We start from the raw sequence: 24,390 nt of genomic DNA, 5'->3' as shown, positions 1-24,390 counted from the left end.
GTAGCCACGGTAGTGCAGGTCGTTGCCGGTCTTGCCGACCGTACACAACGCCGTGTTGCCCGCCGTCACGCCCGACAGCGCGACGGATTTCTTCGGCTTGAATGCGCCGCTTTCTGCCGGTACCGCGGCTTGTGTCTTCTCGCTCATCTCCAGCAATCTCCTCTATATCCGCTCATTTTCATCGCGGCGTTATGTCGATTACCCGTGGCCTGACAGTCGCGGCTTTCCAGTGAAAAGTCGCGCTTCGGGATGAATGCGTTATGTCGACCGGTCACGAGACAGCGCCCCCGGCTGCAACCTGAACCTGGGTTGCGAAGAGCGGCGCGGCCTCGTCGGGCACGGCACGCCCGGTCGAGCGCGCGCGGCGCAGCACCGACCAGTAATAGCGATAGCTCGCGCGGTCGTGGAGCGTGTCGTGATGACGCGTGGGGCCCCATTGCGCCGATTGCGCGGCGAGCAGGATCTCGGCAGCGGTGGTGATTTCCGCGTCGCGCGGCGCGAACGCCGCGACGATCGCCTCGATCTGCGCGGGGTGGATGCTCCACATGCGCGTGTAGCCGAATTCGTCGCGGGCGCGGCTCGCGTCGTTCGCGACGACGCTCATGTCGCGCACTTCCGTGCTGACGTTGTGCGACGGCACCTTGCCGTACGCGTGACAGGCCGCCGAAATCTCAAGCTTGGCGCGCCGCACGAGCGGATGGTCGAACTGGCCCGGCGAGCGCATCGCGCTGTCGGGAATCGCGCCGTCGTGCGCGGAGACGAAATCCATCAGGCCGAAACTGAGCGCCTCGACACCGGGCAGCGCCGCAAGGTCGAACACGTGCGCGAGCGCGCCGTGCGTCTCGACCAGCAACTGTACCGGAACCGGCTGCGCAATCGAGAGTTCGCGACGCGTGGCCTCGACGAACGCGCACATTTCGGCAGCATCGGGTACGTTGCGGATCTTCGGGAGGGTGATGTACGCCGGCGCGCGCTTCGCGGCGCGCAGGATCAGGCGCACGTCGTCGCGCCAGTGAGGGTGCTGGAAATCGTGAATCCGCACGCCGACGCGACCAAAGCGGTCGTATTCGCTGCCCAGCAGCGAAGCGACGAGTTCCGCGTGCTCCGCCTCGTGGCCGACCTGCGCGCCATCTTCGCAATCGAGCGTGATGTCGAATACGGGCCCGAGCGCCTGCTGCAGGGAAAGCGATTTCAGCATCAGCTTTTCGCTGCCGGCGTAGTGATCGCAGGCAGGCAGAACAGCGGGTGGCGCTTCGCCTTCGAACAACACTTCGGCGGGGGAAAGGGCGCGCATCTTCGACGTCAGGGGCGTGGGTGTCTGTTGATCAAACTGATTCGGGCGCGCTCTGCGGGACGACAGGCTGACAAAACGCGTCCGGATCAGGTGAGGAAAGCGTGGAAAACGCTTCGTTCAGCTTGCGCTCGAACGGGGCGCCATGCACGCATCCGCACGTGAAAAAACCGGAACCCGTCGCGCTGCAACGGAGATCCGGTTCATTGGCATCAGCGATTAACCAAGCAGATGCTGCACGCCGTCGCGCTCTTCGAGCAGCTCGTTCAGCGTACCGTCCATCTTTTCACGCGAGAAAGCGTCGATCGCGAGGCCTTCGACACGCTTGTACTCGCCGTTTTCGCACGTGACCGGCACACCGTAGATGATGTCTTCCGGAATGCCATACGAACCGTCCGACGGAATGCCCATCGTGACCCACTTGCCGTTCGTGCCGAGCACCCAGTCACGCACGTGATCGATCGCCGCGTTCGCAGCCGATGCCGCCGACGACAGGCCACGCGCTTCGATGATCGCCGCACCGCGCTTGCCGACGGTCGGGATGAACGTGTTGCGGTTCCATTCCTCGTCGTTGATCAGCCTGGTCAGGTCCTGACCTTCAGCCGTTGCAACGCGGAAATCCGGGTACATCGTCGGCGAGTGGTTGCCCCATACGGCGAGCTTTTCGATCGAGGCGACCGGCTTGCCCGACTTCGCGGCCAGTTGCGACAGCGCGCGGTTGTGATCCAGACGCAGCATGGCGGTGAAGTTCTTCTTCGGCAGATCCGGCGCCGACTTCATCGCGATGTAGGCGTTCGTGTTGGCCGGGTTGCCGACCACGAGCACCTTCACGTCGCGGCTCGCGACTTCGTTCAGCGCCTTGCCCTGAACCGTGAAGATTTCGGCGTTTGCCGAAAGCAGGTCCTTGCGTTCCATGCCTTTCGAACGCGGACGCGCGCCCACCAGCAGGGCGACGTCGGCATCCTTGAATGCAACCTTCGGATCGTCGGTGATCACGACGCCCGACAGCAGCGGGAATGCGCAGTCATCCAGTTCCATCACGACGCCTTTAACGGCGGCTTGCGCTTGCGGCAGATCCAGCAGTTGCAGGACGACCGGCTGATCCTTGCCAAGCAGATCGCCATTGGCGATGCGAAACAGCAGGGAATAAGCGATTTGACCTGCGGCGCCGGTGACGGCAACGCGCTTTGCGGGCTTAGCCATTGAGAAATCTCCAGGACGATGCGTTAGACGCTATGGGAAAACGCCATTCTATATGCGCGTTGCTCGAAGCGTCGGTTAAACACAGCGGAATTCGCAGCGCGCGGACAGCCTGTAATGAAGCTGCAAGGCGCGCCGCGGCGAGGCCGCCATGCCGGAAAACCTGTGCCTGTACGGCTGAGCGGGTAACACGGGAAGCGGCGAACGCTGCACCTGGCCACCGCGTGACGCGGGCCCTGCAACAGCGTGTTCCGGAAGCGTCTGACGAAGCACTGACGGGCGAATCGAAACCTGAACTGCGTGAGGGTGCGGCGTGGTGCAGGGCGGCTTTCGCGATGCGGCGATCATGCGGAAAATACACTGCGTGACCACCCGCAAACCCTTGCTCGCCAAGGAGTGTAGGAGCCGGGCAGCGCAAAGTCAACATTATCTTATGTCTTATATAAGACATAAGTGTCAAGGGGAAAACTCTGGACGGCGGACGGCCCTTTATGATGAAATGCGCGGATGACTTCGAACCCGGCGAGCACCGCGAACCCAATCGGCCCGGCTGCCAGCGGCGAGGCTGTGCCCCCCGCTGCCGCGCCTGCTTCGTCGCCCACGTTCAGTCCGCTTTACCAGCAGATCAAGGGGCTCATCACGCAGAGTCTCGAGTCCGGCGAATGGAAGCCGGGCGAGATCATTCCCAGTGAAGTCGAACTGGCGTCGCGTTACAAGGTCAGCCAGGGCACGGTGCGCAAGGCGATCGACGAACTCGCCGCCGACAACCTGCTGGTGCGCCGTCAGGGCAAGGGTACGTTTGTTGCCACGCACAACGAAGACCGCGCCCAGTTTCGCTTCCTCAGATTACTGGCCGATGACGGCGTGGAGCATCCGCACGTCAGCCGGCTGCTCGAATGCAGGCGGCTGCGCGCCTCGGCCGATATTGCCCGCCAGCTCGACCTGAAACCGGCCGACCCGGTCGTGCTCATCAAGCGCCTGCTGCAGTTCGACGGCGAAACCACCGTACTCGATGAAATCTGGCTGCCCGGCGGCGTGTTCCGCGGGCTGACGCTCGAGCGTCTCCAGGACTACAAGGGGCCGCTCTACGCGATGTTCGAAACGGAGTTCGGCACGCGCATGATCCGTGCGACCGAAAAAATCCGCGCGGTCGCCGCGGACCCGTCGGTGGCGGACCTGCTGCACGTGCCGGCAGGCTTTCCGCTACTTTCCGTCGAACGCGTTTCATATACCTATGGCGATCGTCCCGTCGAAGTGCGGCGTGGATGGTATGTCACAACCGGGTATTACTATCAGAATGACTTGAGCTGAATGACGGCGCTGCGCGAGGTGCGCGGCGCGGATGGAGACGCCTTTATCGCGCGTGCCGTAACAGTGTTGAGCGTTGTTACGCTGCAGCGCGAAAAGAAAAGGCGCTAAAATCGCGGATTAGTGTGACTACAAGTAGGGGTCTAGCATGGCTGAAGCCGTAAAAAAACCGAGACCGGAATTCCGGAACATCGGTATCGGGCAGATTTTGACGGCATACCGTCTCCCTCTAGCGGGGCGTGTGTCGATTCTCCATCGTTTGAGCGGTGGGCTGCTTTTTGTATTTCTTCCGTTCCTGCTGTACCTCTTCGATCAAAGTCTCACCTCAGAACTCAGCTTCGAAGTCTTCAAGGGTTTCCTCTCCAACATCATCGTCAAGCTCATCACGCTCGTTCTTGCGTGGGCCTTCCTGTTCCACTTCTGCGCCGGCATCCGTCACCTCGTGATGGACATGCACCACGCAGTCTCGAAGGAAGGTGGCAAGCAGACGTCGATCGTCGTGCTGGTTGTGTCTTCGCTGCTCACGATCGTGTTCGCGCTCAAACTCTTTGGAGCATTCTGAAAATGGCAGCCAATAACCGGATCGGCTCGAAGCGTCTCGTCGTCGGCGCGCATTACGGCCTGCGCGACTGGCTCGCGCAGCGCATCACCGCCTGCATCATGGCGGTCTATACCGTCATCCTGCTTGCGCTGTTCTTTGGCGCGCGCGATTTCTCGTATGACGGATGGGCATCGATCTTCGCGATGCAATGGATGAAGCTCGCCACGTTTGTCACGCTGCTGTCGCTGTTCTATCACGCGTGGGTGGGCATCCGTGACATCTGGATGGACTACATCAAGCCCACGGGTTTGCGTTTGTTCCTCCAGGCGCTGACGATCGTCTGGCTGCTCGGTTGTGCAGGCTACGCTGCGCAGATTCTCTGGAGAGTGTAAAAGAATGGCTGCAATCAAAAATTCTCTGCCGCGTCGCCGTTTCGACGTGGTCATCGTCGGCGCGGGCGGCTCGGGGATGCGCGCCTCACTGCAACTCGCGCGTGCGGGCCTGTCGGTCTGCGTGCTGTCGAAAGTGTTCCCGACGCGTTCGCACACGGTCGCGGCCCAGGGCGGTATCGGCGCATCGCTTGGCAACATGAGCGAAGACAACTGGCACTATCACTTTTACGACACGATCAAGGGTTCCGACTGGCTCGGCGACCAGGACGCGATCGAGTTCATGTGCCGTGAAGCGCCGAACGCAGTCTACGAACTCGAACACATGGGCATGCCGTTCGACCGTAACGCCGACGGCACGATTTACCAGCGTCCGTTCGGCGGCCACACGGCGAACTACGGCGAAAAGCCGGTGCAGCGTGCCTGCGCGGCGGCTGACCGTACCGGTCACGCGCTGCTGCACACGCTGTATCAGCAGAACGTCGCGGCGAAAACGCAGTTCTTCGTCGAATGGATGGCGCTGGATCTGATCCGCGACGCCGACGGCGACGTGCTCGGCGTGACCGCGATGGAAATGGAAACCGGCGACGTCTACATCCTCGAAGGCAAGACCACGCTGTTCGCCACGGGCGGCGCGGGCCGGATCTTCGCGGCGTCGACCAACGCGTTCATCAATACCGGCGACGGCCTCGGCATGGCGGCGCGTTCGGGCATCGCGCTGCAGGACATGGAGTTCTGGCAGTTCCACCCGACCGGCGTGGCCGGCGCGGGCGTGCTGATCACCGAAGGCGTGCGCGGCGAAGGCGGCATCCTGCGTAACTCGAACGGCGAGCGTTTCATGGAACGCTACGCGCCGACGCTGAAGGATCTGGCGCCGCGCGACTTCGTTTCGCGCTCGATGGACCAGGAAATCAAGGAAGGCCGTGGCGTGGGTCCGAACAAGGACCACGTGCTGCTCGACCTGTCGCACATCGGCGCCGAGACGATCATGAAGCGTCTGCCGTCGATCCGCGAAATCGCGCTGAAATTCGCGAACGTCGACTGCATCAAGGAGCCGATCCCGGTTGTGCCGACCATCCACTACCAGATGGGCGGCATTCCGACGAACATTCACGGCCAGGTCGTGGGCACGTCGAAGGGTAACGAAGATCCGGTCAACGGCTTCTACGCGGTCGGCGAATGCTCGTGCGTGTCGGTCCACGGTGCGAACCGTCTGGGCACGAACTCGCTGCTCGACCTCGTGGTGTTCGGCCGGGCGGCCGGCAACCACATCATCAGGCACGTGAAGGAAATCAAGGAGCACAAGCCCTTGCCGGCCGATGCGGCCGACTTCGCGCTGTCGCGTCTGGACAAGCTCGACCGGTCGTCGTCGGGTGAATACACGCAGGCCGTCGCAGGCGACATCCGTGCCACGATGCAGGCGCATGCCGGCGTGTTCCGCACGTCGAAGCTGCTGGCCGAAGGCGTCGAGCGGATTCGCGAAGTGGCTGAACGGGTCGACAACATCCATCTGAAGGACAAGTCGAAGGTGTTCAACACCGCACGCGTCGAAGCGCTGGAACTGGCGAACCTGATCGAAGTGGCCCGCGCCACGATGGTCTCCGCCGAGGCGCGCAAGGAAAGCCGCGGCGCGCACGCTCAGGACGACTTCGAACATCGCGACGACGAAAACTGGTTGCGCCATACGCTGTGGTTCAGCGAAGGCGACCGCCTCGACTACAAGCCGGTTCACATGCAACCGCTGACCGTCGAATCGGTGCCGCCGAAAGCGCGGACCTTCTAAGGCACAAGTCAAAGGAATTCAACAATGGCCAAGCGTACATTTGAAATCTACCGCTACGATCCGGATAAGGACGCGGCACCGCGCATGCAGACGTACGAGATCGAAATCGACTCGCACGAGCGCATGCTGCTCGATGCGCTGCTCAAGCTGAAAGCTGTCGACGAAACGCTGTCGTTCCGCCGTTCGTGCCGTGAAGGCGTGTGCGGGTCGGACGCAATGAACATCAACGGCAAGAATGGTCTGGCGTGCCTGCAGAACATGAACGACCTGCCGCAGAAGATCGTGCTGCGTCCGTTGCCGGGCCTGCCCGTCGTGCGCGACCTGATCTGCGACTTCACGCAGTTCTTCAACCAGTATCACTCGATCAAGCCGTATCTGATCAACGATACGCCGCCGCCGGAAAAGGAACGCCTGCAGTCGCCGGAAGAACGCGACGAGCTGGACGGCCTGTACGAATGTATTCTGTGCGCAAGCTGCTCGACGTCGTGCCCGAGCTTCTGGTGGAACCCGGACAAGTTCGTGGGTCCGGCGGGCCTGTTGCAAGCCTATCGCTTCATCGCGGACAGCCGCGACGAAGCGACGGGTGAACGCCTCGACAACCTGGAAGATCCGTACCGTCTGTTCCGTTGCCATTCGATCATGAACTGCGTCGATGTGTGCCCGAAGGGCCTCAACCCGACGAAGGCGATTGGCAAGATCAAGGAATTGATGGTTCGCCGCGCTGTCTGAGATGGACGGATCACCGCATCAGTCCGACCCTCTTCGCCGCGCGCGCCTTCGCTGGCGCGCGCGGCGCGGTTTGCTGGAAAACGATCTGATCTTCGAACGTTTTTTCAGCCGATATGAGCATGACCTCAGCGACGCCGACGTGGGGGCACTGACCCGTCTGCTCGAGCTGAGCGATAACGACCTGATGGACTTGCTTCTCTCGCGCAAGGAACCAGAAGGCGACCTTGCCGACCCGGATACCAAACGGGTGCTGGAGCTGCTGCGCACAGCGTGAGCGTCACGCGCGCATGCGCGGCTGTCCGCGGCTGTCTTGTCCCGGCGTGCAATTATCGAAACCCTGTTTCCATACTTCGATTGAGGATGTGCTATGACCCCGTCAGATGTTAAAGCCACGCTATCGTTCAGCGACAATTCGCCGAGCGTTGAAATGCCGATTTACAAGGGCACGATGGGCCCGGACGTAATCGACATCCGCAAACTGTACGGCCAGACCGGCAAGTTCACGTACGACCCGGGCTTCATGTCGACGGCAGCGTGCAATTCGGCGATTACGTACATCGACGGCGACAAGGGCGAACTGCTGTATCGCGGCTACCCGATCGACGACCTCGCGCAGAATGCCGACTTCCTCGAAACCTGCTTTCTGCTGCTGAAAGGCGAACTGCCGACCGTCGCGCAGAAAAAGGAATTCGTCGACACCGTCACGAAGCACACGATGGTGCATGAGCAGATGCACTTCTTCTTCCGTGGTTTCCGTCGCGACGCGCACCCGATGGCGGTGCTGGTTGCCGCGGTGGGCGCGCTGTCGGCGTTCTATCACGACTCGCTGAACATCAACGACCCGCGTCATCGCGAAGTGTCGGCGATCCGCATGATCGCGAAGCTGCCGACGCTCGTCGCCATGGCGTACAAGTTCAGCATCGGCCAGCCGTTCGTGTATCCGAAGAACGACCTGTCGTACAGCGCGAACTTCATGCACATGATGTTCTCGAACCCGTGCGAAGAGTACAAGATCAACGACGTGCTGGTGCGCGCGCTCGACCGCATTCTCATCCTGCACGCCGACCACGAACAGAATGCGTCGACTTCGACGGTTCGTCTGGCGGGTTCGTCGGGCGCCAATCCGTTCGCCTGTATTGCTGCCGGTATCGCCTGTCTGTGGGGCCCGGCGCACGGCGGCGCGAACGAAGCCGCGCTGAACATGCTGGAAGAAATCGGCTCGGTCGACAACATTCCTGAGTTCATCAAGCAGGTGAAGGACAAGAACTCGGGCGTGAAGCTGATGGGCTTCGGTCACCGCGTGTACAAGAACTACGATCCGCGCGCGAAGCTGATGCGCGAAACGTGCTACGAAGTGCTCGAAGAACTGGGCCTGCACGACGATCCGCTGTTCAAGCTCGCCATGGCGCTCGAAAAGATCGCGCTGGAAGACGAATACTTCGTGTCGCGCAAGCTGTACCCGAATGTCGACTTCTATTCGGGCATCGTGCAACGCGCGCTGGGCATTCCGACGTCGATGTTCACGTGTATCTTCGCGATGGCACGTACGGTCGGCTGGATTGGTCAGTGGAACGAGATGATTGCCGATCCGGAACAGAAGATTGGCCGTCCACGTCAGCTGTTCATCGGCGAAACGCCGCGCGAAGCCAAGCCGATCGGCAAGCGTTAATCAGCAGGCCGTTATCCGGTGCAGCGGTTGATTGCTGCATCGCATGCAAAACGCCCCGACGGAGCCTCCGTCGGGGCGTTTTGCTTTACGGTGGCGTGTTGTCGTGCGCAGACGGGCTTCAAGCCATGTGCGAGACGGTCCTCGCCGGACGCAGTGCAAACGCCGCGAAGCCTTGCCGGGTAACGCCGATACAGGTATCGGCACTACCAGCCAACTCCATGTTTTTTATCGGTTTTCCTTGCGGCGGGTGAGCATTGGCTGTCATCTGCGTGGCATAATTGACCGGACACGATTGCCCCGCAGTTCAGTTATTACTACCCGCATACAATGGCACAGACTCTCTACGACAAATTGTGGAACACGCACGTGGTCCACACGGAAGAAGACGGTACGACGCTTCTCTACATCGACCGTCACCTGCTGCACGAAGTCACCAGCCCGCAGGCGTTCGAAGGCCTGAAGCTGGCTGCGCGTCCCGTGTGGCGCATCAGCGCGAACCTGGCCGTGTCCGACCACAACGTGCCGACCACCGACCGTAGTCACGGCATCGCTGATCCGGTGTCGAAGCTGCAGGTCGATACGCTCGACGCGAACTGCGACGCCTACGGCATCACGCAGTTCAAGATGAACGACCTGCGTCAGGGTATCGTGCATATCATCGGGCCGGAACAGGGCGCGACGCTGCCGGGCATGACGATCGTCTGCGGCGATTCGCACACGTCGACACACGGCGCGTTCGGCGCGCTCGCGCACGGCATCGGCACGTCGGAAGTCGAGCACGTTCTCGCCACGCAAACGCTCTTGCAGAAAAAGAGCAAGAACATGCTGGTGAAGGTCGAAGGTGCGCTGCCGCGCGGCTGCACCGCGAAGGACATCGTGCTCGCCATCATCGGCAAGATCGGCACGGCAGGCGGCACCGGCTATGCGATCGAATTCGGCGGCTCGACGATCCGCGCGCTTTCGATGGAAGGCCGCATGACGGTGTGCAACATGGCGATCGAGGCGGGCGCACGCGCCGGCATGGTCGCCGTCGACGACACCACGATCGAATACCTGAAGGGCCGTCCGTTCTCACCGGAAGGTGTGGAATGGGATCACGCAGTCGAATACTGGAAGCAGTTCGTTTCCGACGCCGACGCGAAGTTCGACCGCGTCGTCGAACTGAACGCCGCCGAGATCGTGCCGCAGGTCACGTGGGGCACGTCGCCGGAAATGGTGACGTCGATCGACGGGCGCGTGCCGGACCCGGAACGCGAGAAAGACCCGGTCAGGCGCGACGCAATGGAGCGCGCGTTGAAGTACATGGCGCTCGAACCGAACCTGCCGATCGAATCGATCAAGCCGGACAAGATCTTTATCGGTTCGTGCACGAACGCGCGGATCGAAGACCTGCGCGCCGCGGCGTACGTCGTGAAGAAGCTGGGCCGCCGTGTCGCGCCGAACATCCGTCTCGCGATGGTCGTGCCGGGCTCGGGTCTCGTGAAGGCGCAGGCGGAGCGTGAAGGCCTCGACAAGGTGTTTCTCGACGCCGGCTTCCAGTGGCGCGAACCGGGTTGCTCGATGTGTCTCGCGATGAACGCCGACCGGCTCGATCCGGGCGAACGTTGCGCTTCGACCTCGAACCGTAATTTCGAGGGTCGTCAGGGTGCGGGTGGCCGCACTCATCTCGTGAGCCCTGCAATGGCCGCTGCCGCAGCCATCGAAGGGCACTTTGTCGATATTCGCAAGCTGGGATAAATCGCATGATGAAAAGCATCAATCGTCTTACGTGGTTGCGTCGCCTCGCGCTGGGTTCACTGGCGGTTGCGTTGCTGGGCCTGAGCGGCTGCAACACGATGCATGGCTTCGGTGAAGACATGTCGCACCTTGGCAATTCGATCAGCAATCACGCTGACAAATAAGCGGGTTTTGATTCTTTCCGGCGATGCCTGGCTGCCGCCAGCCGCATCGCCCGCTTTTGAACAGGCGCAAGCGTCATGGATAAATTCACTGTACACACCGGCGTCGTGGCGCCGCTCGACCGGGCGAACGTCGATACCGACGCGATCATTCCGAAGCAGTTCCTGAAGTCGATCAAGCGCAGCGGCTTCGGTCCGAACGCATTCGACGAATGGCGTTATCTCGATCACGGCGAGCCGGGTCAGGACAACTCGAAGCGTCCGCTGAACCCCGATTTCGTGCTGAACCAGGCGCGTTATCAGGGCGCATCGGTGCTGCTGACGCGTGAAAACTTCGGCTGCGGCAGCTCGCGTGAACACGCGCCGTGGGCGTTGCAGCAGTACGGCTTCCGCGCGATCATCGCGCCGAGCTTCGCCGATATCTTCTACAACAACTGCTTCAAGAACGGTCTGCTGCCGATCGTGCTGACGGAGCAGCAGGTGGATCATCTGTTCAGCGAAACGTACGCGTTCAACGGCTTCAAGCTGACGATCGATCTCGAAGCGCAACTCGTGCGCACGTCGGACGGCACGGCTGCCTATCCGTTCGAAGTCGCGGGCTTTCGCAAGTACTGCCTGCTGAACGGCTTCGACGATATCGGGCTCACGCTGCGTCACTCGGATCTGATCCGCCAGTACGAAGCCGAACGGCTCACGAAGCAGCCGTGGCTCAATCACCGCATCGTCGGCTAGACGCCCCGGGCATCTGGCTGGCGTGCCCGACCGGTCGAACGACCGGCCGGGCGCGTCGGCGCACTCACGAACAAAGCAAGGAATCCGCATGAAGATTGCAGTGTTGCCGGGCGACGGCATTGGTCCGGAAATCGTCAAGGAAGCCGTCAAGGTGCTGAACGCACTCGGCGAAAAGTTCGAACTCGAAGAAGCGCCAGTGGGCGGCGCGGGTTACGAGGCACAGGGTCATCCGCTGCCGGAATCGACGCTCGCGCTCGCGAAAGCCGCTGACGCGATCCTGTTTGGCGCCGTCGGCGACTGGAAGTACGACTCGCTCGAACGCGCGCTGCGTCCGGAGCAGGCCATTCTGGGCCTGCGCAAGCACCTTCAGCTGTTCGCGAACTTCCGTCCGGCGATCTGCTATCCGCAACTGACCGGCGCATCTTCGCTGAAGGAAGAAATCGTTTCGGGCCTCGACATCCTGATCGTGCGCGAACTGAACGGCGACATCTACTTCGGCACGCCGCGCGGCGTGCGCGAGGCGCCGGACGGTCCGTTCGCCGGCACAAAGGAAGGCTTCGACACGATGCGTTATTCGGAACCGGAAGTGCGCCGTATCGCGCACGTCGCGTTCCAGGCCGCGCAAAAGCGCGGCAGGAAGCTGACCTCGGTGGATAAAGCCAACGTGCTCGAAACATCGCAGTTCTGGAAGGACGTGATGATCGACGTGTCGAAGGAATACGCCGACGTCGAGCTGTCGCACATGTACGTCGACAACGCCGCGATGCAGCTCGTGAAGGCGCCGAAGTCGTTCGACGTGATCGTCACCGGCAACATGTTCGGCGACATCCTTTCCGACGAAGCGGCCATGCTGACGGGCTCGATCGGCATGCTGCCGTCGGCTTCGCTTGATAAAAACAACAAGGGTCTGTACGAGCCGTCGCATGGCTCGGCGCCTGATATCGCCGGCAAGGGCGTGGCGAATCCGCTCGCGACGATCCTCTCGGCCGCGATGATGCTGCGTTATTCGCTGAACAAGGTGGAGCAGGCGGACCGCATCGAAAGCGCGGTGAAGAAAGTGCTGGAGCAGGGTTATCGCACCGGCGACATTCTCACGCCGGGTTGCAAGCAGGTCGGCACGGCCGCGATGGGCGATGCGGTGCTGGCCGCGCTGTAAGCGCACTGGCAGCGTGGCATCGCGTAGTACAGCGCAGTAAAACGGCTAACGGGCGCAAACTGGCCCGTTAGCCCGTCAAAAAGGCAGGAATTGCGGCCATACGGCCGCCAGATTGCGATTTTCGTGTATATTCATGTGATGGCGAAGTTTCCTCAAATCTCCTCGATTGCAAACCTTCACGGCAAAACGGCCCGTGCGGTTGAGTTCGCCATTATCAAAACGCTCATCAAAACGATTACCCCGAAAACGCTCACGAAAGCGATTACGAAGCGCTGATCGTCCGTTGTGCCCGCCCGTCTTCCCCGCGCGGTCACTGCGGGCAAAGTTGCGGGGAAGCCTCCACTCGAAGGGTATGAAGTCATGAACGTAGGTCTCACAGGTTGGCGCGGTATGGTCGGCAGCGTCCTGATGCAGCGCATGCAGCAGGAAGGCGATTTCGATCTCATCGAACCGGTGTTTTTCAGCACCAGCAATGCGGGCGGCAACGCGCCGTCGTTCGCCAGAAACGAGACGAAGCTCAAAGACGCGTCGAGCATCGACGACCTGAAGAAGTGCGACGCCATCATCTCCTGCCAGGGCGGCGACTACACGAACGACGTGTTCCCGAAGCTGCGCGCGGCGGGCTGGAACGGCTACTGGATCGACGCGGCTTCGTCGCTGCGCATGAAGGATGACGCGGTCATCGTTCTCGATCCGGTCAACCTCGACGTGATCAAGAACGCGCTGGTCAAGGGCCAGAAGAACTTCATCGGCGGCAACTGCACGGTCAGCCTGATGCTGATGGCGCTCGGCGGCCTGTTCCGCGAAAACCTCATCGACTGGATGACGGCCATGACGTATCAGGCCGCATCGGGCGCGGGCGCGCAGAACATGCGCGAACTGCTGCAACAGATGGGCACGCTGTACGGCGCGGCGAAAGAAGACCTCGCGGACCCGTTGTCGGCGATTCTCGACATCGACCGCCGCGTGCTGGAAGCGATGAACAGCGACCGCATGCCGACCAGCCAGTTCGGCGTGCCGCTCGCGGGTTCGCTGATTCCGTGGATCGACAAGGATCTCGGCAACGGCATGTCGAAGGAAGAGTGGAAGGGCGGCGCGGAAACCAACAAGATTCTGGGCAAGCCGGCCATGGGCGAAGCCGGCTCGATTCCGGTCGACGGCCTGTGCGTGCGCATCGGCGCCATGCGCTGCCACTCGCAGGCGCTGACGATCAAGCTGAAGAAAGACGTGCCGCTCGACGAAGTGAACAGCATCCTCGCGTCGGGCAACGACTGGGTCAAGGTGGTGCCGAACGAGCGTGAAGCGTCGATGCGCGATCTGTCGCCGGCCGTGGTCACGGGCACGCTGACGGTGCCGGTCGGCCGTCTGCGCAAGCTAGCGATGGGTGGCGAATATCTGTCGGCATTCACGGTCGGCGACCAGTTGCTGTGGGGCGCGGCGGAACCGCTGCGTCGGATGCTTCGCATCCTGCTCGACAAGTGAAGTAAACTACGCGATCACGACGCGTAGACATTCAGAAAGCGTCGCGCTTGCGCGGCGCTTTTTTCATTGTGTGTTCCGAATTCCTGTCACCATCCAACCTTGAACATGGCGAGCGCCATGCCGCGCCAGAGCTCCCGATGACCGTTCGATTTCATGCCCTTCCCGCCGCTTTGGTTTCCCGTGTTCGCATGGACCGTCTGGCGGCCGCTGTGGTTTTCGCATTTGCATTGAGTGGAACCGGCGTGGGCTTCGCGCACGCGGCGACAGCCGATGCGGCGAGTGCGCCGGCTGTCGTCGAATCGGATGCGCAGTACACGGTGCGTCCGGGACAGTCGCTGAACGACATCGCGATCGCGCTGACGCAGTCGCACGATCGTGCGGCGCTCGCGCGTGCGTCGAAGGCGATCTTCGATGCCAATCCGAACGCGTTCATGGGACACGATCCGAGCCGTATGCGGCAGGGCGCGGTGCTGAACGTGCCGTCGCTGGATTCGCTCGGCGTGGCTGCCAGTGCGCCAGTGGCGGGCTCGGCCGCGGCTTCCGCTTCGGGCGCGGCGTCTGCCGCTGCGCCGGCTGCGTCGGCACCCGCTGCACCTGCGGTCGAGGCCAGCGTGCCGGCTGCGGCGAATGCATCGGCGAATACCACGGCGAGTGTGACCCCGAATAACGCGAGCGCCGTGGCGGGTGCGAGTGCGCCGGCGGCTTCATCCGCGGCGGTAGCGGCAACGTCCGGCGCTTCGCAGCCGGTAGAAGCGGCTGCACCGGTTTCGCAGCCGGTGGCGCAGACAGCCAGCGGCACGCCGCATGTATGGACCGGGTCGATCCAGGCGGGCGGTGCGTCTGCCGCGACTGCGTCCGCGGCGGCGACTGATGCTGCACCGGAGGCCGGATCGCAGGCGCGGACATCGGTGTCGAGTCTCCAGCAATTGCTCGCGTTGAAGAGCCGGGTGCTGATGGAGTTGCAAAAGCACGGCATCGTGCCGGTAGGGAAGACGCCGCAAGTGGGCAGCGCTGCGGCTGTGTCGTCGGCCTCCACGCCGCAGGCCAGCGCGGGTGTCGCGCCGGGTAGCGGCGCGACGGTTGGTTCGACCGTTGTGGCGGGCAATGCGGGCACGGGGGCGGCAGGGTTGTCGCCGGGCGTGATGGCGGGGATCGCAGCCGCCGTCGCGGCGGTGATTGCGTTGATCCTGAGTTTGACCGTGCGCCGGCGGCGCCGTCCGGCAGCGGATGCCGGCAGCGCGGATGCGGTTGCAAAAACCGCGTTGCCTGCTGCACCGCTCGCGAGCGATGACGTACAGGCTCAGGCGTTCCCGCCGGTCCAGCCCGGCACGCCTGAAAGCGCGCCGGGTGGGGCGAGTCTCGCCGCTGCGGCTGAACTGGGTGCTGGGGCGCTGCCGATGGAGCAGATCGATCCCGCGGCGCATGAACCCGAAGAAGACGAAGGTGCGCGATACGTCGGCGCAGGCACGCAAGATCAAGCGGTGAAGGCAGCAGAAACCACCCATGCCGACCTGCCGCCCGAGCCAGCGGAACCGTTAACGCCCACCACGCACACAGAACCGGCGCAAGCCACTGCACCCGAACCGTTGCCGCAAGCCGGGGCGACCGACGCCTACGTTGCCCCTGACGTGCATCACGACGCGCCCGTCCAGCACACCGATCACAACCTGCACGCGGACGGCCAGGCATCCGCTCACGCGCTCGATGAAGACGCACACGCGCAGTCGGCCTCTGTCGAACCCCCGCCGCACGCTACAGAATTCCCGCGTGAGGCCGTCGCGGCGCTTGGCGCGCTCGACATGGCGCTGCCGCCGCGCACGGAGTCACCCGCGCCGTTCGGCGAAATGACGCTGGATGGTTTCCCGCCGGCGGCGAGCCAACCCGTCGTCGAACCCGAAGTCACCGCCCGCCAGGCTGTTGCCCAGCCGCCCGCGGCACCGCATGCCGCCGACGAAATCGGCACGGGTACCGCTGGCCCGGCCGCCGTCGCGGGCCTTGGCGCAATGCCGTTCGGCGCGCTGAAGCTCGATTTCGACCTCGAACTGCCGCCGAGCCCCGCGCAGTCCCTGCCTGCCTTCACGCCCGAAGACCTCGCGAAAATCGCGCGCAACAAGCTCGAACTCGCGGCGGAGTACATCGAACTCGGCGACCTGTCGGGTGCGCGGACGCTGGTCAACGAAGTGATCGAGTCCAACGATGCCGCGACCCGCAACGAAGCGCGCGCGCTTCTCTCGACGCTCGCGCCGCTTTCGTAATGCGCATTGCTCTGGGCATCGAGTACGACGGCGCGGCCTTTTGCGGCTGGCAGTCCCAGCCGCACGGCAAAACCGTGCAGGACGAACTCGAGCGCGCGTTGCGGGAATTCGCGCAGACGCCGTTGCAGACGGTCGTGGCCGGCCGCACCGACACCGGCGTACACGGGCTCGGACAGGTTGCCCACTTCGATACGGAACTCGATCGCACACCGTTCTCGTGGGTGCGCGGCACGAACGCATTCCTGCCGAAGACCGTCGCCGTGCAATGGGCTCAGGCGATGCCGGAGACGTTCCACGCCCGTTTCTCGGCCTTCGAACGGACGTATTACTACGTGCTCTACGTCCACCCGGTCCGCTCGCCGATGCTGACCGGCCGGGCCGGCTGGATCCACACGCCGCTCGACGTCGACGCCATGCGGGCCGCGGCGGCCTGCCTGATCGGCGAACATGACTTTTCGGCGTTCCGCTCGTCCGAGTGTCAGGCGAAAACACCCGTCAAGCATCTGTATCAGATCGACGTACGCCAGCAGGGTGACTTCATTCACTTCCGCTTCCGCGCCAACGCGTTCCTGCACCACATGGTGCGCAACCTGATGGGATGCCTCGTCGCGGTGGGGCGTGGACGTCATCCGGCAAGCTGGCTGGCCGACGTGCTGGCGAGCCGCAACCGCGGTAACGCGGCGCCGACCTTCATGCCCGACGGCCTCTATCTCGCGCAGGTCGGCTATCCTGAGGTCTTCGCGGTGCCGGCCGCGCACGCAGGCAGCGTGCCGTGGAGCACCGTATGGACGCAACCCGAACCATGACAACTCTCCCGAACGACCTGGCCCACCCGGCGCAAGCCGCGGACACCACGCCAGAGCATCGAATCCATCGCACGCGCATCAAGCTGTGTGGCCTGTCGACGCTGGGGCACATCGCGCACGCGATCGATCTCGGCGCGGACGCGATCGGGCTCGTGTTCTATCCGGCCAGCCCGCGTTCGGTGAGCGTCGCGCAGGCTGTCGAGCTCACCCGGGACATACCGCCGTTCGTTTCGGTGGTGGGACTGTTCGTGAACGCGTCGCCGGAATGGATGCGCGAAGTGACCGCGAACGTGCCGCTGACGATGCTCCAGTTCCACGGCGACGAAACGCCTGACGAGTGCGACTCGCTCGCGAACATTGCGGGTTTGCCTTGGTTGCGCGCACTGCGCATCGGGGCCGATACTCAGCGAGCCGATTTGGTAAAATCGGCGCTTAACTATTCAGCAGCCAGCGCCATTCTGCTCGACGCCCTCGTCGACGGTTATGGTGGCGGCGGACAGGTTTTCGATTGGTCACTTATTCCTCCAGAGCTCGCGCGTCGGGCCGTTTTGAGTGGTGGGTTGAACGCGCAAAACGTCAGTGATGCGATTCATCGCGTGCGCCCGTACGCGGTCGATGTCTCGAGCGGCATCGAAGTACCGGGCGCGAAGGGCGTGAAAGATCACGCCCGGATGGCGGCGTTCGTACGCGCGGTGCGCGAAGCGGACGCCCGGTGATTCAGGCAGCGCCGCGGCTCCCGGAGCCCGTGGCGGGCCATTCTGAGAAGAGTGACGCAATGTACAACTTGCCCGATGAAAGAGGCCATTTCGGCCAGTATGGCGGCGTGTTCGTCGCCGAGACGCTGGTTCATGCACTGGATGAACTGCGCGCGGCATACGAGAAATACCAGCAAGATCCCGACTTTATCGCCGAATATGAGCGCGAATTAAAGTATTTCGTGGGCCGTCCTTCCCCGATTTACCACGCACGGCGCTGGAGCGAAATGCTCGGCGGCGCGCAGGTGTTCCTGAAGCGCGAAGACCTGAACCACACGGGCGCCCACAAGGTGAACAACGTGATCGGCCAGGCGCTGCTTGCCAGGCGCATGGGCAAGCCGCGCGTGATCGCGGAAACCGGCGCCGGCCAGCACGGCGTGGCGACGGCGACGATCGCCGCGCGCTTCGGCATGGAATGCGTCGTGTACATGGGCTCGGAAGACGTGCGCCGTCAGGCCGCCAACGTCTACCGGATGAAGCTGCTCGGCGCGACCGTCGTGCCCGTCGAATCGGGCTCGCGCACGCTGAAAGACGCGCTCAATGAAGCGATGCGCGACTGGGTCACGAACGTTGAAAACACGTTCTACATCATTGGCACGGTCGCGGGTCCGCACCCGTATCCGATGATGGTGCGCGACTTCCAGCGCGTGATCGGCGACGAATGCAAGGTACAGATGCCCGAACTGGTCGGTCGCCAGCCGGACGCGGTGATTGCGTGCGTCGGTGGCGGTTCGAACGCGATGGGCATCTTTTACCCGTATATCGACGACACATCCGTGCAGTTGATCGGCGTTGAAGCCGCGGGCGACGGTATCGACACGGGCCGTCATGCGGCGTCGCTGATCGGCGGCAGCCCCGGCGTGCTGCACGGCAATCGCACGTACCTGCTGCAGGACGAAAATGGCCAGATCATCGAGACGCATTCGATTTCCGCGGGTCTCGATTATCCGGGCGTCGGTCCCGAGCACGCCTGGCTGAAGGACAGCGGCCGCGCGCAGTACGTCGGCATCACCGACGAAGAAGCGCTGAAGGCGTTCCACGACTGCTGCCGGATCGAAGGCATCATTCCCGCGCTGGAGTCGAGCCATGCGCTCGCCTACGCGGCGAAACTCGCGCCGACGTTGCCGAAGGACAAATACCTTCTGGTCAACCTGTCGGGTCGTGGCGACAAGGACATGCACACGGTCGCCGAGCGATCGGGTATCACGTTCTGAGCGCCCCGACGATGCGCGACGAGTTCGACGAGTTCGACGAGCCGCAACCGACCATCGAAGCCCGCGCGGCCGACGTGGCCGAAGCGGCGGCCGGCGTGACCGGCACTCCGGCCGCGATGCCTCACGTGCCAGCGGCGCCGAAGGGCATTGAACTCTTGAACCGCGATTTTCTGACCGATGCAGCGAACCTGCCCGACGGCTCGATCGACCTGATTCTGGCCGATCCACCGTACGGGCTCGGCAAGGACTACGGCAACGATTCGGACATGCGTTCCGGCGAGGATTTTCTCGCCTGGACGCGCGAATGGCTGGATCTGGCAATTCCGAAGCTGAAGCCGTCCGGTTCGCTGTACATCTTCTGCACCTGGCAATATGCGCCGGAAATCTTCGTTTTCCTGAAGTCACGCCTCACGATGGTCAACGAAATCGTCTGGGACCGGCGCGTGCCCAGCATGGGCGGCACGACGCGCCGCTTTACGTCAGTGCATGACAACATCGGTTTTTTCGCGGTGTCGAAGGATTATTACTTCGATCTCGATCCCGTCCGTATCCCGTACGATGCTGTCACGAAGAAGGCGCGTTCGCGCAAGTTGTTCGAAGGGAGCAAGTGGCTGGAGCTTGGCTATAATCCGAAGGACGTCTGGTCGGTATCGCGGTTGCATCGGCAGCACGCCGAGCGCGTCGATCATCCGACCCAGAAGCCTCTGGAAATCGTCGAGCGGATGGTGCTCGCAAGTTGTCCACCGGGCGGGCGTGTACTCGACCCGTTCATGGGCAGCGGCACCACCGCAGTCGCCTGCGCCCGTCAGCGGCGCGAATTCGTCGGCTATGAGATCAATGAAAGTTACTGCGCGATAGCGCGTGAACGCGTCAGCGCGGTCTCGCCGGTGGCGATGCGTGCGCCTGACGCGCCCGCTGTGTCCGCCGCCGCGGCCGGGTCGAACTGAAACGGCCACGCGATCCGCGTACACATCACGCGTTATTGGCGCGCAGTTAACGATTTTCCGAGAAAATTTCCATGTCCCGTATCAAGAACACATTCGCGGCACTGGCCGAACAGGGCAAGAAAGGCCTGATTCCGTTCATGACGGCAGGCGATCCCGACCCCGCCCGCACCGTCGAATTCATGCATGCGCTTGCCGCCGGCGGCGCGGACGTCATCGAGCTTGGCGTGCCGTTTTCCGATCCGATGGCCGATGGCCCGGTGATCCAGGCTTCGTCGGAGCGCGCGCTGGCCAAAGGCGTTTCGCTGCGCACGGTGCTCGCCGACGTCAAACGCTTCCGTGAGAAAGACGACAGGACGCCCGTCGTGCTGATGGGCTATGCGAATCCGATCGAGCGCATGGGCGCCGACGCCTTCGCGGCCGCCGCGAAAGAAGCGGGCGTCGATGGCGTGCTGGTCGTCGATTACCCGCCGGAAGAATCGGTGGCGTTCGCCGGAAAAATGCGTGCTGCAGGCGTCGATCCGATCTTTCTGCTGGCACCGACGTCGACCGACGAGCGCATCGCGGAAGTCGGCAAGATCGCGAGCGGCTACGTCTATTATGTGTCGCTCAAAGGGGTCACCGGAGCGGCAAATCTGGACGTTTCCAGCATCGCGGGTAAAATCCCGGCCATCAAGTCGCGCGTTCCCCTGCCGGTGGGCGTCGGTTTTGGCATCCGGGACGCCGATACGGCCCGTGCCGTGGCCGAAGTCTCCGATGCCGTCGTGATCGGCAGCCGGATCGTCCAGTTGCTACAGCAGGCCTCGCCTGAAGCCGCCGCCGGCACGCTGACGCGTTTCATCGCGGAAGTGCGCCAGGCGATCGACAGCATTGGCACGGCCGCGCGATAACACTAATTTTGTCGTCTCTGGCAAGGCGGCGGGTTCGTCCCGCCGCTTCGCCCATAGAAGAAGACCTTTGAGGGATACAACATGAGCTGGCTCGACAAGCTGCTGCCGCCGAAAATCAAGCAAACCGATCCGAAAAGCCGCAAGGGGATTCCGGAAGGACTGTGGATCAAGTGCCCGTCGTGCGAAGCAGTGCTGTATCGCAACGACGTCGAGGCGAATCTGCACGTTTGCCCGAAGTGCGACCATCACATGCGCATCGGCGCGCGCGAGCGGCTCGACGGTTTGCTCGATCCGGAAGGCCGTTACGAAATTGGCCAGGAAATCCTGCCGGTCGATGCGCTCAAGTTCAAGGACAGCCGCAAATACCCGGACCGCCTGAAAGAGGCGATGGAAGACACCGACGAAACCGATGCGATGGTCGTCATGGGCGGCGCGATCCATACGCTGCCGGTCGTGGTCGCGTGCTTCGAGTTCTCGTTCATGGGCGGCTCGATGGGCTCGGTGGTCGGCGAGCGCTTCGCGCGCGGCGCACAGAACGCGCTCGAGCAGCAGGTGCCGTTCATCTGCTTCACCGCCTCGGGCGGCGCGCGGATGCAGGAAAGCCTGCTTTCGCTGATGCAGATGGCCAAAACCACGGCCATGCTCACGAAGCTGTCCGACGCCCGGCTCCCGTTCATCTCCGTGCTGACCGACCCGACGATGGGTGGCGTGTCGGCGAGCTTCGCGTTCCTTGGCGACGTCGTGATCGCCGAACCGAAGGCGCTGATCGGCTTCGCCGGCCCGCGCGTGATCGAGCAGACCGTGCGCGAAAAGCTGCCGGAAGGCTTCCAGCGCGCCGAATTCCTGCTGACGAAGGGCGCGGTCGACATGATCATCGACCGTCGCAAGCTGCGCGAGGAAATCGCGCAGCTGATGGCGCTGCTCACGCGCCAGCCGGCTGACGCCGTCGCCTGATCCGGCCACGACGCGCCTCCCGCCCGATAGCGGCGATGCGCGGCAAATGTAAAAAAGAAGCGCGCCGCGAGAGCAATCGAGCGGCGCGCTGTCGTTTCCGGGATAATGTTGGCCTCGCTGGTTAACCTGTCTTGCCCGGTTGCAACCGATGACCTCATTTTCGACCCTGGACGCGTGGCTCACGCATCTTGAATCCGCGCATCCTGTCGGCATCGACATGGGTCTCGCCCGCATCAACCAGGTGCGCGACGCGCTGCAACTCTCGTTCGCCTGTCCGGTGATCACCGTCGGTGGCACCAACGGCAAGGGCTCGACGTGCGCGATCCTCGAGTCGATCCTGCTGCGCGCGGGGTATAGCGTCGGTTGCCACACGTCGCCGCATCTGCTGACGTTCAACGAACGCGCGCGCGTGAACGGCCAGGACGCCACCGATGCCGAACTGCTGCCGCACTTCCACGCCGTGGAGCAGGCGCGCAGGAGCTTGCCCGAGCCCGTCTCGCTGACCTACTTCGAATTCACGACGCTGGCGATCATGCATCTGTTCGCGTCGCGCGGGCTGGACGTGGTGATCTTCGAAGTCGGCCTGGGCGGCCGGCTGGACGCGGTCAATATTCTCGATACCGATTGCGCGATCATCACGAGTATCGACATCGATCACACCGATTACCTCGGCGATACGCGCGAAAAGATCGCGTTCGAGAAGGCCGGCATCTTCCGCGCGGGCAAGCCTGCGATCTGCGCCGATCCGGTCCCGCCGCAAACGCTGATCGATCACGCCGAAAAAATCGGCGCCGACCTGTGGCTCTTTGGCCGTGACTTCCGCTACGAAGGGCAGGCGGGCAGCGAGCGCCAGCAGTGGAGCTACGTCGGCCGGACGATGCGGCGCTCGGCGCTTGCGTATCCGGCGCTGCGTGGCGCGAACCAGCTGATCAACACGTCGGCGGCGCTCGCCGGGCTCGAAGCGCTACGCGACCGTCTGCCAGTTTCCGCGCAGGACATCCGCCTCGGGCTCGCCAACGTCGAACTGCCGGGCCGTTTTCAGGTGCTGCCGGGGCTGCCGGCGGTCGTGCTGGACGTGGGCCACAATCCGCATGCGGCGGCGGTGCTGGCGCAAAATATCGGCAATATGGGCTATTTTCCGTACACCTACGCGGTATTTGGCTCGATGCGCGACAAGGACATCGCCGGCATCCTGCAGCACCTGAAGGGCGAGATCGACCACTGGTGCGTGACCGACCTGCCGACGCCGCGCGGCGCCACCGCCGTCCAGCTGGAGGCGGCATTGCGCGAAGCGGGTGTCGCAGACGGGCCGGACAGCAGCGTGCAACGCTTCGGATCGCCCGCGGAAGCTTTTCAGGACGCACTAAAACGCGTGCCTGACAATGGTAGAATCGTGGTTTTCGGCAGCTTCTATACGGTGGCGGGTGTGATGGCCTACCGTAAATCGCAGCAACACTGAACGCGCGCAGCCTCGAACCAGGCCATTCATGGGAATTTTCTCGTTCGGTAAGAAAGACGACGCGCCCACCCGGCGTGGCGCAAACTCCAGTTCAAGCAGGGCCACCCGTGGCGAGCGGGTGGAGCGGCGGACCCGCCGCACGGAGCGCTCCAGCGACGCGGATGCGATGCTGCTCGACCCTACACTTCCCGAGAAACAGCGTGCCCGGCGCCGGCTGGTAGGCGCGATCGCGCTGGTGGTGGCCGCCGTCGTCGTGTTGCCGATGGTGCTCGATTCGCACCCGAAGCCCGTCACCGACGACATTTCGATCGACATTCCCGCCCGCCCTGCGTCGAAGACCCACGCGAGCACCGAAGACACGCAGGCAGGTGTCGCGCCGGACAACCCATCGGTTGATACGGCGCTCGCCGCCTCGGGCACGGCCCTGGCCGAACCGAAAACGGATACCGCTGCGAAGGCGCCGGCCACACCGGCCACAAAACAGGCCGCCACGCCAGGTGCGAACGCAAACCCCGCAAACTCCGCGAACCCGAACACAATCGCCGCAGCGAAGCCGGTAAAGCCGCAGGCACCGGCTGTCGCGGCAAACCCGGCGCCTCAGACAAAACCCTCGACGAAACCTGCGCAGACCACGGTGACCGCCGCTGCGGCAGACGCCGATTCGGGCACGCCGGCCGCGCCGCCAGGCAATCGTTTCGCCGTGCAGCTCGGCTCGTTTCCGGACGACGCGAGCGCACACAGCTGGGCAACGAAGTTGAAAGCGGCGGGTGTACCCGCATATACCGAGCGTCGGAAGCAATCCGACGGTTCGATGCGCACGTTGCTGCGCGCCGGCCCGTTCGCGGACCGGACGGCGGCATCGGCGGCGATCGCGAAGGTGCGTGAAGCGGGCCTGACGTCGGGCGCGAACAACGGCGCTGCACAGTAAGCCGCCA

The 24,390-nt window shown here is 63.3% G+C and carries 23 protein-coding genes and 1 pseudogene; 21 read left to right on the top strand and 3 right to left on the bottom strand.

Translation table 11 applies throughout. The features are described 5' to 3' along the window. The 3 genes and pseudogenes from BLV45_RS27285 to BLV45_RS22750 all read right to left on the bottom strand — a co-directional run. Positions 1-147 (bottom strand): annotated as a pseudogene (locus tag BLV45_RS27285) (2-methylcitrate synthase); the annotation flags it as partial. 124 nt (positions 148-271) lie between these two features. Beyond that, complete coding sequence (locus BLV45_RS22755) at positions 272-1,294, bottom strand: HpcH/HpaI aldolase/citrate lyase family protein (RefSeq protein ID WP_090536790.1); 1,023 nt, start codon at positions 1,292-1,294, stop codon at positions 272-274. Positions 1,295-1,510: 216 nt separating this feature from the next. Continuing rightward, positions 1,511-2,494: a malate dehydrogenase gene (locus tag BLV45_RS22750; protein WP_090536788.1), complete on the bottom strand. Its 984-nt coding sequence runs from the start codon at positions 2,492-2,494 to the stop codon at positions 1,511-1,513. A gap of 504 nt (positions 2,495-2,998) precedes the next feature. Between BLV45_RS22750 and BLV45_RS22745 the strand changes: the two genes are divergently transcribed. The 21 genes from BLV45_RS22745 (at position 2,999) to BLV45_RS22640 (ending at position 24,383) form a co-directional block, all read left to right on the top strand. Then, a complete protein-coding gene (locus tag BLV45_RS22745; protein WP_090536786.1) occupies positions 2,999-3,802 on the top strand; it encodes a GntR family transcriptional regulator in 804 nt (267 codons plus the stop codon). 145 nt (positions 3,803-3,947) lie between these two features. Further along, positions 3,948-4,361, top strand: a complete 414-nt coding sequence (sdhC, locus tag BLV45_RS22740; protein WP_090536783.1) for a succinate dehydrogenase, cytochrome b556 subunit — start codon at positions 3,948-3,950, stop codon at positions 4,359-4,361. Positions 4,362-4,363: 2 nt separating this feature from the next. Next, the gene (gene sdhD / locus BLV45_RS22735; RefSeq protein WP_090536781.1) at positions 4,364-4,732 is read left to right on the top strand and encodes a succinate dehydrogenase, hydrophobic membrane anchor protein; all 369 of its coding nucleotides are present in this window, start codon (positions 4,364-4,366) and stop codon (positions 4,730-4,732) included. A 4-nt stretch (positions 4,733-4,736) separates the two neighbouring features. Continuing rightward, on the top strand, positions 4,737-6,512 hold the full coding sequence (sdhA, locus tag BLV45_RS22730) for a succinate dehydrogenase flavoprotein subunit (protein WP_090536779.1): 1,776 nt from the start codon (positions 4,737-4,739) through the stop codon (positions 6,510-6,512). Between the two features lie 24 nt (positions 6,513-6,536). Continuing rightward, a complete protein-coding gene (locus BLV45_RS22725; protein ID WP_090536777.1) occupies positions 6,537-7,241 on the top strand; it encodes a succinate dehydrogenase iron-sulfur subunit in 705 nt (234 codons plus the stop codon). Between the two features lies 1 nt (position 7,242). Then, on the top strand, positions 7,243-7,515 hold the full coding sequence (locus BLV45_RS22720) for an FAD assembly factor SdhE (RefSeq protein WP_090536775.1): 273 nt from the start codon (positions 7,243-7,245) through the stop codon (positions 7,513-7,515). A 93-nt stretch (positions 7,516-7,608) separates the two neighbouring features. Beyond that, positions 7,609-8,910: a citrate synthase gene (gene gltA / locus BLV45_RS22715; RefSeq protein WP_090536773.1), complete on the top strand. Its 1,302-nt coding sequence runs from the start codon at positions 7,609-7,611 to the stop codon at positions 8,908-8,910. 327 nt (positions 8,911-9,237) lie between these two features. Then, positions 9,238-10,647: a 3-isopropylmalate dehydratase large subunit gene (gene leuC, locus BLV45_RS22710; RefSeq protein WP_090536770.1), complete on the top strand. Its 1,410-nt coding sequence runs from the start codon at positions 9,238-9,240 to the stop codon at positions 10,645-10,647. A gap of 5 nt (positions 10,648-10,652) precedes the next feature. Further along, on the top strand, positions 10,653-10,811 hold the full coding sequence (locus BLV45_RS22705) for an entericidin A/B family lipoprotein (RefSeq protein WP_090536767.1): 159 nt from the start codon (positions 10,653-10,655) through the stop codon (positions 10,809-10,811). Between the two features lie 75 nt (positions 10,812-10,886). Further along, entirely contained in the window at positions 10,887-11,540 is a 654-nt protein-coding gene (gene leuD, locus BLV45_RS22700; protein ID WP_090536764.1) for a 3-isopropylmalate dehydratase small subunit, read from the top strand. A gap of 88 nt (positions 11,541-11,628) precedes the next feature. Further along, entirely contained in the window at positions 11,629-12,696 is a 1,068-nt protein-coding gene (leuB, locus tag BLV45_RS22695; RefSeq protein ID WP_090536762.1) for a 3-isopropylmalate dehydrogenase, read from the top strand. Positions 12,697-13,056: 360 nt separating this feature from the next. Continuing rightward, entirely contained in the window at positions 13,057-14,178 is a 1,122-nt protein-coding gene (asd, locus tag BLV45_RS22685) for an aspartate-semialdehyde dehydrogenase (RefSeq protein WP_090536759.1), read from the top strand. A gap of 188 nt (positions 14,179-14,366) precedes the next feature. Further along, positions 14,367-16,433 (top strand): FimV/HubP family polar landmark protein, encoded by a 2,067-nt coding sequence (locus BLV45_RS22680; protein WP_245753479.1) that lies wholly within the window; start codon positions 14,367-14,369, stop codon positions 16,431-16,433. Then, positions 16,433-17,239: a tRNA pseudouridine(38-40) synthase TruA gene (truA, locus tag BLV45_RS22675; RefSeq protein ID WP_090536755.1), complete on the top strand. Its 807-nt coding sequence runs from the start codon at positions 16,433-16,435 to the stop codon at positions 17,237-17,239. Before BLV45_RS22680 ends, truA begins: the two co-directional genes overlap by 1 nt. Beyond that, entirely contained in the window at positions 17,218-17,955 is a 738-nt protein-coding gene (locus BLV45_RS22670) for a phosphoribosylanthranilate isomerase (RefSeq protein WP_245753477.1), read from the top strand. The genes truA and BLV45_RS22670 overlap by 22 nt, the downstream gene beginning before the upstream one ends. Before the next feature lie 59 nt (positions 17,956-18,014). After that, positions 18,015-19,208 carry a tryptophan synthase subunit beta gene (gene trpB / locus BLV45_RS22665; RefSeq protein WP_090536750.1) on the top strand — a complete coding sequence of 398 codons (1,194 nt, stop codon included), beginning with the start codon at positions 18,015-18,017 and terminating at the stop codon, positions 19,206-19,208. An 11-nt stretch (positions 19,209-19,219) separates the two neighbouring features. After that, positions 19,220-20,155 (top strand): DNA-methyltransferase, encoded by a 936-nt coding sequence (locus BLV45_RS22660; protein ID WP_090536748.1) that lies wholly within the window; start codon positions 19,220-19,222, stop codon positions 20,153-20,155. A 71-nt stretch (positions 20,156-20,226) separates the two neighbouring features. Next, on the top strand, positions 20,227-21,042 hold the full coding sequence (gene trpA / locus BLV45_RS22655) for a tryptophan synthase subunit alpha (protein ID WP_090536746.1): 816 nt from the start codon (positions 20,227-20,229) through the stop codon (positions 21,040-21,042). Between the two features lie 81 nt (positions 21,043-21,123). Beyond that, a complete protein-coding gene (accD, locus tag BLV45_RS22650; protein WP_090536742.1) occupies positions 21,124-21,996 on the top strand; it encodes an acetyl-CoA carboxylase, carboxyltransferase subunit beta in 873 nt (290 codons plus the stop codon). Between the two features lie 148 nt (positions 21,997-22,144). Next, the gene (gene folC / locus BLV45_RS22645) at positions 22,145-23,455 is read left to right on the top strand and encodes a bifunctional tetrahydrofolate synthase/dihydrofolate synthase (protein ID WP_090536740.1); all 1,311 of its coding nucleotides are present in this window, start codon (positions 22,145-22,147) and stop codon (positions 23,453-23,455) included. 28 nt (positions 23,456-23,483) lie between these two features. Further along, positions 23,484-24,383 carry an SPOR domain-containing protein gene (locus tag BLV45_RS22640; RefSeq protein ID WP_090536738.1) on the top strand — a complete coding sequence of 300 codons (900 nt, stop codon included), beginning with the start codon at positions 23,484-23,486 and terminating at the stop codon, positions 24,381-24,383. Positions 24,384-24,390: the final 7 nt, after the last annotated feature.

It is taken from the genome of Paraburkholderia sartisoli, assembly GCF_900107685.1.
GTDB classification, from domain to species: domain Bacteria; phylum Pseudomonadota; class Gammaproteobacteria; order Burkholderiales; family Burkholderiaceae; genus Paraburkholderia; species Paraburkholderia sartisoli.
This window is presented reverse-complemented; position numbering and strand designations above follow the sequence as displayed.

What these genes read in the sequence shown, in the direction of transcription:
- BLV45_RS22725 (WP_090536777.1), top strand. Translation starts at nt 6,537, where the DNA reads ATGGCCAAGCGTACATTTGAAATCTACCGCTACGATCCGGATAAGGAC.
- BLV45_RS22705 (WP_090536767.1), top strand. Translation starts at nt 10,653, where the DNA reads ATGATGAAAAGCATCAATCGTCTTACGTGGTTGCGTCGCCTCGCGCTG.
- accD (WP_090536742.1), top strand. Translation starts at nt 21,124, where the DNA reads ATGAGCTGGCTCGACAAGCTGCTGCCGCCGAAAATCAAGCAAACCGAT.
- BLV45_RS22755 (WP_090536790.1), bottom strand. Translation starts at nt 1,294, where the DNA reads ATGCGCGCCCTTTCCCCCGCCGAAGTGTTGTTCGAAGGCGAAGCGCCA.
- BLV45_RS22670 (WP_245753477.1), top strand. Translation starts at nt 17,218, where the DNA reads ATGGACGCAACCCGAACCATGACAACTCTCCCGAACGACCTGGCCCAC.
- BLV45_RS22680 (WP_245753479.1), top strand. Translation starts at nt 14,367, where the DNA reads ATGGACCGTCTGGCGGCCGCTGTGGTTTTCGCATTTGCATTGAGTGGA.
- sdhA (WP_090536779.1), top strand. Translation starts at nt 4,737, where the DNA reads ATGGCTGCAATCAAAAATTCTCTGCCGCGTCGCCGTTTCGACGTGGTC.
- trpB (WP_090536750.1), top strand. Translation starts at nt 18,015, where the DNA reads ATGTACAACTTGCCCGATGAAAGAGGCCATTTCGGCCAGTATGGCGGC.
- BLV45_RS22720 (WP_090536775.1), top strand. Translation starts at nt 7,243, where the DNA reads ATGGACGGATCACCGCATCAGTCCGACCCTCTTCGCCGCGCGCGCCTT.
- BLV45_RS22640 (WP_090536738.1), top strand. Translation starts at nt 23,484, where the DNA reads ATGGGAATTTTCTCGTTCGGTAAGAAAGACGACGCGCCCACCCGGCGT.
- sdhC (WP_090536783.1), top strand. Translation starts at nt 3,948, where the DNA reads ATGGCTGAAGCCGTAAAAAAACCGAGACCGGAATTCCGGAACATCGGT.
- trpA (WP_090536746.1), top strand. Translation starts at nt 20,227, where the DNA reads ATGTCCCGTATCAAGAACACATTCGCGGCACTGGCCGAACAGGGCAAG.
- BLV45_RS22750 (WP_090536788.1), bottom strand. Translation starts at nt 2,494, where the DNA reads ATGGCTAAGCCCGCAAAGCGCGTTGCCGTCACCGGCGCCGCAGGTCAA.
- BLV45_RS22745 (WP_090536786.1), top strand. Translation starts at nt 2,999, where the DNA reads ATGACTTCGAACCCGGCGAGCACCGCGAACCCAATCGGCCCGGCTGCC.
- leuD (WP_090536764.1), top strand. Translation starts at nt 10,887, where the DNA reads ATGGATAAATTCACTGTACACACCGGCGTCGTGGCGCCGCTCGACCGG.
- leuB (WP_090536762.1), top strand. Translation starts at nt 11,629, where the DNA reads ATGAAGATTGCAGTGTTGCCGGGCGACGGCATTGGTCCGGAAATCGTC.
- BLV45_RS22660 (WP_090536748.1), top strand. Translation starts at nt 19,220, where the DNA reads ATGCGCGACGAGTTCGACGAGTTCGACGAGCCGCAACCGACCATCGAA.
- truA (WP_090536755.1), top strand. Translation starts at nt 16,433, where the DNA reads ATGCGCATTGCTCTGGGCATCGAGTACGACGGCGCGGCCTTTTGCGGC.
- asd (WP_090536759.1), top strand. Translation starts at nt 13,057, where the DNA reads ATGAACGTAGGTCTCACAGGTTGGCGCGGTATGGTCGGCAGCGTCCTG.
- gltA (WP_090536773.1), top strand. Translation starts at nt 7,609, where the DNA reads ATGACCCCGTCAGATGTTAAAGCCACGCTATCGTTCAGCGACAATTCG.
- folC (WP_090536740.1), top strand. Translation starts at nt 22,145, where the DNA reads ATGACCTCATTTTCGACCCTGGACGCGTGGCTCACGCATCTTGAATCC.
- leuC (WP_090536770.1), top strand. Translation starts at nt 9,238, where the DNA reads ATGGCACAGACTCTCTACGACAAATTGTGGAACACGCACGTGGTCCAC.
- sdhD (WP_090536781.1), top strand. Translation starts at nt 4,364, where the DNA reads ATGGCAGCCAATAACCGGATCGGCTCGAAGCGTCTCGTCGTCGGCGCG.